Consider the following 13012-nt stretch of genomic DNA (forward strand, 5'->3'; position numbering starts at 1 on the left):
CCCGCGGCCGCCTCGATAGAGCCATGCCAGCAGCACTCGTTACCGGTTCCTCACGCGGACTCGGCCGCGCAACCGCACTCCGCTTTGCCAAAGACGGCTACGACGTGGCCGTCAACTACCACACGAGCGAACAGCAGGCCACCGAGGTCGCAGCGGCGGTCCGCGAGCACGGACAGGAGGCGATTGTCATCGAAGCCGACGTTTCGGTTCCCGAGGCGGCGACGCGTCTCGTCGAGAAAACCGTCGACGCCTTCGGCGGACTCGACCACGTCGTGAACAACGCGGGCATCGACCAGCACGTCTACACCGAGAACCTCGACTCCGAGGACTTCGACCGCATTATGGACGTCAACGTCAACTCCGCGTTCAACGTCACGAAAGCCGCGCTCTCGTATCTCGAGGACTCGGCAGACGACCCTTCTGTGACGAATATCTCCTCGATTCTCGCCCACACGGGTGCCCCAATCGAGTGTCACTACGCATCCTCGAAGGGTGCACTCATCTCGCTGACCCGGAGCCACGCGACCGACTTCGCGCCGGATATCCGGGTTAACGCAGTCGCTCCGGGCCACATCGAGACAGACATGACTGCCGACCGGACCCCAGAAGAGAAGGCACAAGAACGGGAGGGGATTCCTGTCGGCCACTTCGGTGAGCCCGAGGATATCGCCGGGGCTGTCGCCTATCTCAGGGATGCGACGTTCGTGACCGGCGAGACGCTCAACGTCAACGGCGGCGAAGACATGCGGTAGTCTCAGGCGTCGCTGGGGTCTCGCGGGTCGTACTCGCTGCAACTCTCCTCGTCCGGCCCGATTGTCGTGTCTGTACAGCTACTGGGGAAGTCATCGTCACTCGCGTAGACGTGTCCGTCGATATCGACGCTGTTCAGGCTGAGAGAGCCGCCCTTCACGACGACATTACCCCGAACGTAGCTGTTGCCGTCGATATCGATGTTCGTGCCCGACCTGGCGATGACGGTACCGTAGACCGAACTGGCTCCTGTTATCGTGATATCGTCCGCGTTCGATACCACGTCGCCGACGACCTTGGAGCCGTCGAGGTCGACATCACCGTCGGTGTCGACGTCACCGACAAGCAACGCGCCCGACTGGAGGTCGACGTTGACATCGTCGATGCTCGCTTCGAGGTCGTCTTTGACGTTACAGTTTGCCGCATCACCGCTCATATCCAGGTCGCCGTTCGCGCCGACGTTGGTCTCGACCCACCCACACTCCCGGTCGACGTCATCTGGATTGTACGGGAGTGACCTGGCATCCACATCGAACTCCTGGATGACATAGTCTGTGTTCTCACCGGACCAGACCAGTGTCAACTCCGCTTCCGTGGGGACCACCTCGACAGTCTGCCCTGCTCGGAGCTGTCTGCCGTGAAACGCGGCTTCGTCGGCGGCCCCGACGAGTCGAGTTTTGTTACCGGCGATGGTGTCACCACTCTCGTGTCTGAGAGCGACGGTCGTGGCATCTTCACTGTCGACGACGGTCATCACCACGTCCGGCTGTGGGTCCGTTTCCTCGGTCGAACTGAACACGAACGCGGCGGTGATACCTGCCAGTACCACGACGATGGCCACCATCAACACGACGCCGATGACAGGCGAGATGGCTCGACGTGTCGTCACTGTTCGGCGTGTTGCACTGGAGATGAATAACACTCTTGCTGTCACGTCCTGCCGGCGGCCGTCACGAACTCGAAGCGTGCACCGCCATCGGCACCGTCTGTCACGCGGACGCTCCAGCCGTGTGCGGCGGCTATGTCTGTCACAATCGAGAGGCCGAATCCGGTCCCTCCCTCGTTTGTTGTGACACCGTGTTCGAGCACGTCCTCGCGCTGGTCGGGGGGGATACCGGTCCCGTCGTCCTCGACGTAGAACCCGGTATCGGCCTCCAGTTGCCCGACGGTGACCGTGACGCCGTCGCCGCCGTGTTCGATTGCATTTCTGAAGAGGTTCTCGAACAGTTGTGTCAGGCGGCTGCCGTCACCGACCAGCGTCGGGACCTGGCTGGCGACTGTCAGCGTCGCGTCGGCAGTGTCGACGTACCCCCAGGCTTCGGTCGTCACGGCCCCGATGTCGACCTGTTCCGTATCTGATACCGTCGTCTCGCCACGGGCCAGGGTGAGAAGGTCGTCTATCATCCGCTCCATGCGGTCGTGTGCCGACTCGATACGGTCGAGATGCTCCAGGTCACCGGTGCTCTCGATAACTTCCCGAAAGCCAACAGCCACAGACAGCGGATTCCGGAGGTCGTGGGCGACGACGCTGGCGAACTCGTCGAGGCGCTCGTTCTGTCGCTGAAGCTCTGCCTCGCGACTCGCGCGTGCGAACGCGGCCCCGACGGTTGCTCCGAGTATCCGGAACATGTCGGCGTCTGTGTCAGAAAACGACTGCGCCACCGGCGTTCCAACGCCCATGACGCCGAACGCTCCCAGAGGTACGAACAGACCACTCTCGAGTCCCGTGGCGAGCTCGCTGGCCGATTGCTGGGCACGGAGGTCGTCGTAGATACGTAGCTCAGACGCCTCGAACGCGTCCCAGGCGAGACTGTCGTCGGGCGTCGCGTCCGGTAGTTCACCCAGCAGTTCCGTGGTGGAGTCACTGGCACTCAGCGCGACGAGCCTGTCGGCGTTGCTGTCGTACTCCCAGAGGCCGGTGAACTCGAAACCGAGAATCTCGACGGCGGCATCGACCGCGATGTCGCCGATTTCGTCGGTCGACTGTGCACCGCTGAGACGCCGGGCCGTCTCCTGCAGTGCACGGAGCTTCTCCTCTAACCGTTTCTGGTCGGTGATGTCTTCTAACATGGCGAGTATGCTCGTCGTCTCGCCGTCGGGGTCGGCGACGGGGGCGACTGACAGCAGTAAGTCGAGTTCCTCGCCGTCTTTTGTCACTCGCCGGACTTCTTTCCCCCGGATTCGCTCGCCACTCAGTGCGCGCTGTCGGTGTGTCGAGAACTCGCCTTGGTTGTCCTCGGGGACGATTGGGTTGAACTCACCGATGACCTCGTCGCGTGACCAGCCGAACATGTGCTCGGCTTCGTCGTTCCAACGGGTGACGATACCGTCAGAATCAATCTCCATCACGGTGAGCGGCGTCGCCTCGATGAGTGATTCGAGGCGCTGATTGGTCGTCTCGAGGCTTCGCTCGCGGGTGACCCGTTGGGTCACGTTTCGAGCGATACCGACGACCCGGACGATGTCGCCGTCGACGATAACAGGTGCGAGGCTCGTCTCCCAGAACCGCGCGTCGTCGCTTATATCCAGTTCTTCCTGGTACGAAATCGGCTCACGCTGCTCGATACAGCGCGTGTAGTTGGCGTCGAGTTCTGCACCCCGCTCGTCGCCGAAGACCGCCTGCGGGGATTTTCCGCGCACTTCGTCGGTCGTGAGTCCGGTCTGCATCTCGTATCCGGGGCTGAGACGGGCGAACTCGAACGACGGGTCCTCGCCGGAGGTGTCGACGTCGAGCAGGAATATCGCGTCCCCCGACGTTTCGAGCAGCGCTTCGTACTCCTCTGCCAGTTCACGGTACTCTCGTTCCTTGGCTTTTCGCTCCGTTATGTCCTGGAATACGCCACGAAGCGCCGTCTCGCCGTGCTGTGTGTCCTCGACGCGTTCTCCCCACGCTCGCACGTCACGTTCCTCCCCGTCAGACCGGACGATTCGCAAATCGAGGTCGTACGGTGTCCCCGCTTCGATTGCCTCGTTGACCGCCGATTCAACCGTCTCCCTGTCGTCAGGGTGGTAGAACTCGATTCCGTCGTCGAGTGAGGGTTCGTACGTCTCGTCGACACCGTGTATCCGCTTGACGCCATCTGACCACTCGAGTTCGCCCGTTTCGGGAGTGTATTCCCAGACACCGATATCTGCGATGTTCTGGACACGCTCGAAGAGGAACTCCTGGCGCTTGAGTTCCATCCGGTCGCGACCCCGAGATATCTCTGCGCTGACGAGTTCTGCCAGCAACTCGACGAACGTCCGTTCGACTGCTCCAAACGCCGCGGTCCGCGCCGTCGGACTAGAGAAATTGACGGTCCCGTATCGCTCGCCGTCGACCACGAGCGGAGCGCCGATGTAAGACTCTAGCTCGAACTTGCGATAGGCAGGGTGTGTCTCTCTCCCGTCGGCGACCGCGTCGATAAACGAACAGACAGCATCGCTGTCGACGACCTCTGCGCAGTACGTCGCCGACAGGTCGAAGCTGTCGCCGACTGTAATATCGGCGTCTGGCGCGTGGACTGCTTTGATACCGTAGTCGTCGCCTTGAATCTGTGAGACGATACCAATTTCGAGTCCGAGATTCATGCAGCCGACCTCCAGCAGTCGTTGGAGCCGTGTCTGCGTCGTGACACCGCCTTCCGCCATGACGGTCTGAAGTTGCCGGAGTGCGTCCCGGTCGCGCTCTAACTGTCGCGTGGCCTCACTCTGCTTGGTGACGTCTCGGGCGACGAGGAGAACCTGGGCGGTCTGCTCGCGTTGAAACGACGTGACGCGGATATCGAAGGTTCGGTCACTGCCCATGGCGGCAATCTCGACCTGTAGGTCTTTGTCGTACAACTCGTTGAGACTGTCGTTGTTCTCGCCGCCATCGAGGGTCGTCTCGACAGCCTGTGAGAGGCGCCTAATATCGTGCTCGCTCGTACGGTCGCTGAGGGCCGCTTCGAACTGCGTCCCCACGAGCTGTGCGGACTGGTCTCCTGCAGTCAGCCGCTTTGCGGCCGCGTTCGCGAACTCGATGTCGCGGTCCTCACCGAGGACGAACACGACGTCGTGGATGGTTTCGAGAATCCGGTCACTGCGCTCTAGCTCCAGTTCTCGCTCTCGTTCTGTGGTAATCTCGCGCGAGAAGACGGTCAGCCCCTCGTCGTCGGGGAAGGCACGGACCTCGATCGTGTAATCGAACGGGGCACCCAGGTGGTGTTCGAACGCGACTGGCTCCCCGGTCTCCATCGCGGTCCGATATCTGTCTTCGAGTTTTGTCCCGACAATCGAGGGGAACTCCTCCCAGAGCGTGGTCCCAATGAGCGTGTCTGGGTCACGGTCGATACGCGCCGCCATCTTTTCGTTCATGTACTCGATGCGCCAGTCGGTATCGACGGCGTACACCGCGTCGGTGGCGCGTTCGAGCGTCCGACGGAAGCGCCGTCTCGTCCGTTCGGCCGCCTCCCGGTCTCGTGCAGCCGTTGCGAGTGTCTGAATACGATTTGCGAGCAGCGTGAAATTGTCGCGATTGGGGCTGACTGGAATGTAGTCCGATACCCCGGCCTGCGTCGCCTGGCCCGCGATTTCTTCGCTGCCCTGGCCGGTGAACAGGAGTATCGGGATATCGTCATCCCGCTTGCGAACGGACTTCGTCAGCTCAATGCCGTTCAGTCCGTCGAGCGAGTACGCGGTTACGATGCAGTCGATGTCCCCCGTCTCCAGTTCTTGATAGACATCATCGGGTTCCTCGACAGGCGTACAGCCGATATCGATATCCGTCTGCTGCAGCTTCGTCTGGACGAGTTCAGTGAACGCGGAATCAGAATTCACGTAGAGTATCTGGATTGTTTGGTTCAATCTGTCGGTAAGGCCGGACACAATTATCAACAGTAGGGGGCATACCAGCTTAAACATTTCCCGCCGCGACGTCTGTGCAGTCTCTCGTACAACGACTGTCGCGCCTGCTGTCACGGTCTCTACCGGTGACGCCGGCAAAACGTTCATCTTCCCAACGTAACTACAACTATCTAGTCTCGGACGGGCTGACAGCCACCGTTTCACACAGCTATGGCGACAAATCACCTCCTGACCGGGCCGCCGAAAAGCGGGAAGACGACGGCGCTCAGGCGGACGCTCGACCGGCTCGAAGACGCTGGTGTGACCGTCGGCGGCTTCTATAGTCCAGAGCGACGCCGTGACGGCCAGCGGGTCGGCTTCGACCTCGTCGAGGTTGCCACCGACGAGCGGGCGACGCTGGCGGCTGTCGACCGCGAACGGGGGCCGACCGTGGGTGAATACAGCGTCGCGGTCGAGACCGTCGACGAGTTCGCGGGCCGGACTCTCCCCGACGCGCGAGCCACGGCCGACCTGGTCGTTATCGACGAGATTGCGGCGATGCAACTCCACAGCGACGTGTTCCTCGAAGAACTCGAACTGACACTCGACAGCGACCGGCCGGTGCTCGCGTCCGTCCAGTCCGCGTCGTCTGCCAACTTTGTCGACCGAATCACACGGCGACGCGACGTGCGCCTCTACAGAGTGACACCGGAGACGCGGGACAGGTTGCCGAAACGACTCGCGACCCGCTTTCGCAACGAGTTGTAGTCGTCTCTGGGTGCCAGAGAGCTATCGGACCGCGAACGTTTTTATCCGGGGGACCAAAGCACGGCCAACATGAGTCAGCGTCAACTCGGGGACTACGGCGGCGGGAACCCGGACGAGCGACCCGCGGAGGAAGCCGAAGCCGTCGCCGGCGACACTGGCGACGACGCGAGCTACGTCGACACGAGCGACGCACTCTTTCCGGATGTCGAGGCGACGGTCGATATCGGCGTAATGCAGGTCGATTACACTATCGAAGGAACCGGTGACGACGAGCGGCCAATCGTCCACGTCTTCGGGCGAACGCCCGCGGGTGAGTTGGTTCACGTCCGCGTGCTGGAGTTCAGGCCGTACTTTTATGCCCCAGCAGAGAACGTCACCGAGGGACGGCTGATGGAGTACGACCGGATTACGGGATGGGACCAGACCGACGACGACGGCGAGCCGTTCGAATCTATCCGCGGCGAGCGCCTCGTCAAAATCTACGGCCAGACGCCCCGGGACGTGGGACAGATTCGTGACGAGTTCGACCACTACGAGGCCGATATTCTCTTTCCGAACCGGCTGCTCATCGACAAAGACATCACCAGTGGCATCCGCGTCCCAGAGCGCGCACTCGACACCGACGACGACCGGCTGACACTCCGAGCCCACCACGAGGAAATCGACGCCGTCGACGTCGATGCGACACCGCGGGTCAACACCTTCGACATCGAGGTCGACGACCGCTCTGGCTTCCCCGAGGACGGTGAAGAGCAGGTTATCTGTATCGCCAGCCACGACTCTACCGACGACGAATACATCCTCTGGCTGTACGAGGCCCCGGACGGCGAAACCGCACCCGAGGAACTGGCCGACTACGCCCCAATCGAGACCGACAGCCGAGAAGCGAGCGACGAGGCCACGGACCTGTCTGTCGATATCAGACGCTACAGCACCGAGGAGGAGATGCTCGAATCGTTCCTCGACTACATCGAGCGAACCGACCCGGACGTACTCACCGGCTGGAACTTCGACGACTTCGACGCGCCCTACCTCATCGACCGCCTCGAACACCTCGACGACCAGACGGAACGAAACCTCCAGTTCGACCGCCTCTCGCGGGTGAACGAAGTCTGGGCCAGCGGCTGGGGTGGCCCCGATATCAAGGGTCGTGTCGTCTTCGACCTGCTGTATGCCTATCAGCGAACGAAGTTCACCGAACTCGACTCATACCGACTCGACGATGTCGGCGAGCGGGAACTCGGCGTCGGCAAGGAACGCTATCCCGGCGACATCGGCGACCTCTGGGAAGACGACCCCGAACGACTACTCGAGTACAACCTCCGCGACGTGGAGCTGTGTGTCGAACTCGACCGCGAACAGAACATCGTCGCCTTCTGGAACGAGGTACGCCAGTTCGTCGGCTGTAAGCTCGAAGACGCCACCACACCCGGCGACGCCGTCGACATGTACGTCCTCCACAAGCTCCACGACGAGTTCGCCCTCCCATCGAAAGGTCAACAGGAGAGCGAGGACTACGAGGGCGGCGCGGTCTTCGACCCCATCACCGGGGTCCGGGAGAACGTCAGCGTGCTCGACCTGAAGTCACTCTACCCGATGTGTATGGTGACTATCAACGCCTCGCCGGAGACGAAAGTCGACCCCGAGAGCTACGACGGCGAGACCTACCGCGCCCCGAACGGGACCCGGTTCCGGAAGGAACCCGACGGCGCAATCCGGGAGATGGTCGACGAGCTGTTGACCGAGCGCGAGGAGAAGAAAACACTCCGGGACGACCACGACGCCAAGACCGCCGCCTACGAGCAGTACGACCGCCAGCAGCAAGCTGTCAAGGTCATCATGAACAGCCTATACGGCGTGCTCGGGTGGGACCGGTTCCGCCTCTACGACCGAGAGATGGGTGCGGCCGTCACGGCCACGGGTCGGGAGGTAATCGAGTTCACCGAGCAGGTGACAAACGAACTCGACAAGGAGGTCATCTACGGCGACACCGACTCGGTCATGGTCAGCGTCGGAACGGACGTTTCGAAAGAAGAAGCAATCGAGCGCTCGTTCGAAATCGAGGAGCGAATCAACGACGCTTACGACGAGTTCGCACGAGAGGAACTCGACGCCACAGACCACCGCTTCCAGATAGAGTTCGAGAAACTGTACCGGCGCTTCTTCCAGGCGGGCAAGAAGAAACGCTACGCCGGTCACATCGTCTGGAAGGAAGGCCAGGACGTCGACGATATCGACATCACCGGATTCGAGTACCAGCGCTCGGATATTGCCCCCATCACGAAGCGAGTTCAGAAAGACGTTATCGAGATGATCGTCAAAGGCGAGGACGTCGACGAAATAAAGACCTACGTCCACGACGTAATTCAGGACTTCCAGGACGGCAACGCTGACCCGGAAGACGTGGGTATCCCGGGCGGTATCGGCAAGCGCCTGGACAACTACGACACAGACACTGCACACGTCCGGGGTGCGAAGTACGCGAACACCGTGCTGGGGACGAACTTCCAGCGCGGGTCAAAGCCAAAGCGCCTCTACGTCGACCGGGTACACGCCGACTTCTTCGAGCGAATCGAGGCAGAGAACGGCGACGAACTCGACGCCGACCCGGTGTATGAAGAGTTCCAGCGCGACCCCGATGTCATCTGTTTCGAATACGCCGACCAGGTGCCCGAGGAGTTCGAAATCGACTGGGAGAAGATGCTCGACAAGACGCTCAAAGGTCCAATTGCCCGGATTCTGGAAGCCCTTGGCATCTCCTGGGACGAGGTTCGTTCGGGACAGGAACAGACTGGACTGGGCCAGTATACCTGACAGAGAGGTATCTCTTGTTCGGTAATACAAAACCGCCCCTTGATTTATCTCGTCAAGATATCGTATCTATCGCTATTTACTTTCTACATCAAAAACATTCTTTACCAAAGTAGAAATTATGCCGCTAAAATGCGAAAGCATTATGAGTCTTACAGCCCTGTTTTCGGATGACCTAAGAAAATGGCTACACTCAAAATCGAGAACCTACAAGCGAAGGTAGCAGAGGACGGCGGCGAGACGATTCTGCGCGGTGTCGACCTCGAGGTCGCCAGTAACGACATCCACGCCCTGATGGGACCCAACGGGAGCGGAAAGTCGACACTGGCGAAAGTCATCGCCGGCCACCCTGCCTACGAGGTCACCGGCGGCTCCGTCACACTGGAGCTTGAGGGTGACGAGTTCGACGAGGAGATGCCAGACGACCTGCGCGAGTGGGACCTGCTCGACCTCGAACCAAACGAGCGGGCGGCGCTTGGAATCTTCCTCGGATTCCAGTACCCCGCCGAAATCGAGGGCATCACGATGGTCAACTTCCTCCGGACGGCACTCAACGCCAAGCTCGAAGAGCGCGAAGAGCTCTTCGAGGAAGGCGAAGAGGAGGAAGAAGACGACGAGGACGCGGGCTACGAGACCTCGCCGATGGAAGGTCCCGCAGACGAGGGCGAAGTCGGCGTCGCCGAGTTCCAGGAGATTCTCCAGGAGAAGATGGAGGTTCTCGACATGGACGAGAAGTTCGCCAGCCGGTACCTGAACGCAGGCTTCTCCGGCGGCGAGAAAAAGCAAAACGAGGTCCTCCAGGCAGCGATTCTGGAACCCGAAATCGCGGTGCTCGACGAAATCGACTCCGGGCTCGACATCGACCGACTGCAGGACGTGTCGAACGGAATCAACGCGCTGCGTGACGAGCAGGGAACTGGTATCCTCCAGATTACCCACTACCAGCGGATTCTCGACTACGTCGAGCCCGATTACGTCCACGTGATGCTCGACGGCAAAATTGCAAAGAGCGGCGGTGCGGAACTGGCCGAGCAGCTCGAAGACGACGGCTACGACTGGGTCCGCGAAGAAGTCTACGAGACGGCCTAATCGAAACTACAACACCAAGTGATACACCATGAGTTCAGAAGACCTCCAAGAAACTGACACCGAAGCCCGATTCGAGTTCAAGAAAGAGGAGAAATCGGCGTTCAAATCCGAGAAGGGGCTGACCGAGGAGACCATCCGGGTCATCTCGGAGGACAAAGACGAACCCGAGTGGATGCTGGAGCGTCGCCTCCGCGCACTCGACCTCTTCCAGGAGATGCCGATGCCGACGGACTGGCCCGGCCAGCCCGACCTCTCGGAAATCGAAATCGACGAAATCGTCCCGTACATCCGCCCGGACATCGAGACACGAGGCGGCGTCGACGACTGGGAAGACCTCCCCGAAGAGATTCAGGACACGTTCGACAAGCTGGGTATCCCAGAGGCCGAGAAAAACGCCCTCTCGGGTGTCGGTGCCCAGTACGAGTCCGAAATCGTCTACCAGAACATGAAAGAGCAGTGGGAAGACAAGGGCGTCATCTTCATGGACATGGACCGGGCTGTTCAGGAACACCCCGACCTCGTCCGTGAGCACTTCATGACCTCCTGTGTCCCTCCGAGTGACAACAAGTTCGCCGCACTCCACGGCGCTATCTGGTCGGGTGGCTCGTTCGTCTACGTCCCTGAGAACACGACGGTCGAGATGCCCGTTCAGGCGTATTTCCGGATGAACAGCGAGGGCATGGGCCAGTTCGAGCACACGCTCATCATCGCCGAGGACAACTCCGAAGTCCACTACATCGAGGGTTGTTCGGCGCCGAAGTACTCCGCGTTCAACCTTCACTCCGGCGGCGTCGAGGTGTTCGTCGGCGAGAACGCACACGTTCAGTACTCCACGGTGCAGAACTGGTCGCGTAACACCTACAACCTGAACACGAAACGCGCAATCGTCGAGAGTGACGGGACGATGGAGTGGGTCTCGGGTTCGATGGGCTCGAAAGCGACGATGCTGTACCCGAGCACCATCCTCAAGGGTCCCGGTGCGACCGACAACCACATCACCATCGCCTTCGCGGGCGAGGGACAGAACATCGACACCGGCGCGAAGGTCTATCACAACGCGCCAAACACGCAGTCGACCATCGAATCCAAGTCCGTCGCCAAGGACGGCGGCCGCACCAACTACCGCGGTCTGGTCCACATCGCCGACGGCGCGGAGAACTCTTCGACGGCAGTCGAGTGTGACGCACTGATGTTCGACAACGACTCGACGTCAGACACGATGCCGTACATGGAGATTCAGGAGTCGAACGTCAACGTCGCCCACGAGGCCACCGTCGGCAAAATCGGCGACGAAGACGTGTTCTATCTCCAGTCGCGTGGCCTGGACGACGACGACGCAAAGCAGATGATTGTCAACGGCTTTATCGAGCCGATTACCGAGGAACTCCCCATCGAGTACGCCGTCGAACTCAACCGGCTGGTCGAACTCGAGATGGAGGGTTCGCTCGGATAGCGAGGTGAATGTAATGAGTACGCAGGTACACGCAAATCTGACGGAAGAACAGGTACGGGAGATAAGCGAGTCCCTCGGCGAGCCCGAGTGGCTACTGGAGACACGGCTAGAGGCCTTCGAGGCGCTCGAAGGGCTGGAGATGCCCGATGTCATCAGGACGCCCGGACGCGACTGGACGAACCTCGACTCGCTGGACTACGAGACGCTGGTCGACCCGCTCGACTGGGCACAAGAGAAAGACCGCGTCGACGCCGACGGTGTGGACGTGCTCTCCTGGGAGGAGGCACTCGACGAACACGGTGACCTCATCGAAGAGCAGTTCGGCAGCGTCGTCGACCCCGAACGGAACTACCTGACTGCGCTGTCGACGGCACTGTTCAGCGCCGGGACGGTCGTCTACGTCCCCGAGGGTGTCACCGCCGAGGACGTGACCATTCGGACAGAGATGAACTCCCGGTCGCTGTTCAACTACACGCTCGTCGTCGCCGAAGACAACGCGAGCGTGACGATTCTCGAACGGCAGTCCACCGGCGACGAACTGGAGGGCCAGCGCTACTACAGCGGCGTCGTCGAGGCCGTCGTCGGCGAGAACTCCCACGTCCAGTTTGGTACGCTCCAGAACCTCTCCGAGGAGACGTACAACTTCCAGGTCAAACGCGGCCACGCCGACCAGTACGGGACTCTCAACTGGATTGAGGGCAACCTCGGTACCCGGATGACCAAGACCTCTGTCGAGACGCGACTGCTCGGAGACAGCAGCGAGTCCAAAATCGTCGGTGCCTTCTTCGGCCACGACGACCAGCACCTCGACCTCGCGAGCCGCGTCTGGCACGAGGCCGAACACACGACTGCCGACCTCGTGACCCGTGGCGTCCTCGACGACGTCGCCCGGTCGGTGTACGAGGGCGTCCAAGACGTCGGTGAGGACGCGTGGGATACTAACTCCTACCAGCGCGAGAACACGCTGATGCTGTCTGACGAGAGCGAGGCCGACGCCTCGCCGAAGCTCATCATCAACAACCACGACACCGAAGCGAGCCACTCCGCGACGGTCGGACAGGTCGACCAAGAAGACCTCCTGTATCTGACCTCACGGAGCATCCCCGAAGAGGACGCTATCAACATGCTCGTCGAGGGCTTTTTCGTCCCGGTCCTCGAAGAAGTCGAAGTCGACGAACTGCGTGAGGACACGCAGGAACTTATCGCACAGCGGCTCCGCAACTGACGCCCGCGTTTCGGTCGCGTTCATTCTTTTGCGATTTCTTCCACTGTGACACACGTCTGTACAGGCATAGACACATCCACTCACTGTCAGTAAACCGCATATCGGTCCGTCCT

General features: G+C 60.9%; 8 protein-coding genes. 6 read left to right on the plus strand and 2 right to left on the minus strand.

From position 1 onward, the window contains the following. The first annotated feature begins 23 nt into the window (after positions 1-23). Entirely contained in the window at positions 24-752 is a 729-nt protein-coding gene (locus tag BLR34_RS02335) for an SDR family NAD(P)-dependent oxidoreductase (RefSeq protein ID WP_092699035.1), read from the plus strand. Positions 753-754: 2 nt separating this feature from the next. Here BLR34_RS02335 and BLR34_RS02340 read toward each other — a convergent pair whose 3' ends face one another. Together BLR34_RS02340 and BLR34_RS02345 are read right to left on the minus strand one after the other, a co-directional pair. Then, a complete protein-coding gene (locus BLR34_RS02340) occupies positions 755-1639 on the minus strand; it encodes a type IV pilin N-terminal domain-containing protein (RefSeq protein ID WP_143414106.1) in 885 nt (294 codons plus the stop codon). 41 nt (positions 1640-1680) lie between these two features. Further along, positions 1681-5631, minus strand: coding sequence for a PAS domain-containing protein (locus BLR34_RS02345; RefSeq protein WP_092699471.1), 3951 nt, complete (start codon positions 5629-5631; stop codon positions 1681-1683). Positions 5632-5784: 153 nt separating this feature from the next. On the opposite strand from BLR34_RS02345, the gene BLR34_RS02350 reads away from it, so the two are divergent. The 5 genes from BLR34_RS02350 (at position 5785) to sufD (ending at position 12899) form a co-directional block, all read left to right on the plus strand. Continuing rightward, the gene (locus BLR34_RS02350; protein ID WP_092699037.1) at positions 5785-6321 is read left to right on the plus strand and encodes a nucleoside-triphosphatase; all 537 of its coding nucleotides are present in this window, start codon (positions 5785-5787) and stop codon (positions 6319-6321) included. A gap of 69 nt (positions 6322-6390) precedes the next feature. Continuing rightward, positions 6391-9135: a DNA-directed DNA polymerase gene (locus BLR34_RS02355; RefSeq protein WP_092699039.1), complete on the plus strand. Its 2745-nt coding sequence runs from the start codon at positions 6391-6393 to the stop codon at positions 9133-9135. Between the two features lie 180 nt (positions 9136-9315). Further along, complete coding sequence (locus tag BLR34_RS02360; RefSeq protein WP_092699041.1) at positions 9316-10221, plus strand: ABC transporter ATP-binding protein; 906 nt, start codon at positions 9316-9318, stop codon at positions 10219-10221. A gap of 28 nt (positions 10222-10249) precedes the next feature. Beyond that, positions 10250-11674, plus strand: a complete 1425-nt coding sequence (sufB, locus tag BLR34_RS02365; protein WP_092699044.1) for a Fe-S cluster assembly protein SufB — start codon at positions 10250-10252, stop codon at positions 11672-11674. Between the two features lie 13 nt (positions 11675-11687). Beyond that, a complete protein-coding gene (gene sufD, locus BLR34_RS02370) occupies positions 11688-12899 on the plus strand; it encodes a Fe-S cluster assembly protein SufD (RefSeq protein WP_092699046.1) in 1212 nt (403 codons plus the stop codon). Positions 12900-13012: the final 113 nt, after the last annotated feature.

Origin of the sequence: Halovenus aranensis, assembly GCF_900100385.1 — an archaeon.
In the GTDB taxonomy this organism is placed as follows: Archaea; Halobacteriota; Halobacteria; order Halobacteriales; family Haloarculaceae; genus Halovenus; species Halovenus aranensis.

Bases quoted from the DNA above. Each gene is read 5' to 3' on its own strand.
- BLR34_RS02360 (WP_092699041.1), top strand. From the start codon at position 9,316: ATGGCTACACTCAAAATCGAGAACCTACAAGCGAAGGTAGCAGAGGAC.
- BLR34_RS02355 (WP_092699039.1), top strand. From the start codon at position 6,391: ATGAGTCAGCGTCAACTCGGGGACTACGGCGGCGGGAACCCGGACGAG.
- BLR34_RS02350 (WP_092699037.1), top strand. From the start codon at position 5,785: ATGGCGACAAATCACCTCCTGACCGGGCCGCCGAAAAGCGGGAAGACG.
- sufD (WP_092699046.1), top strand. From the start codon at position 11,688: ATGAGTACGCAGGTACACGCAAATCTGACGGAAGAACAGGTACGGGAG.
- sufB (WP_092699044.1), top strand. From the start codon at position 10,250: ATGAGTTCAGAAGACCTCCAAGAAACTGACACCGAAGCCCGATTCGAG.
- BLR34_RS02345 (WP_092699471.1), bottom strand. From the start codon at position 5,631: ATGTTTAAGCTGGTATGCCCCCTACTGTTGATAATTGTGTCCGGCCTT.
- BLR34_RS02335 (WP_092699035.1), top strand. From the start codon at position 24: ATGCCAGCAGCACTCGTTACCGGTTCCTCACGCGGACTCGGCCGCGCA.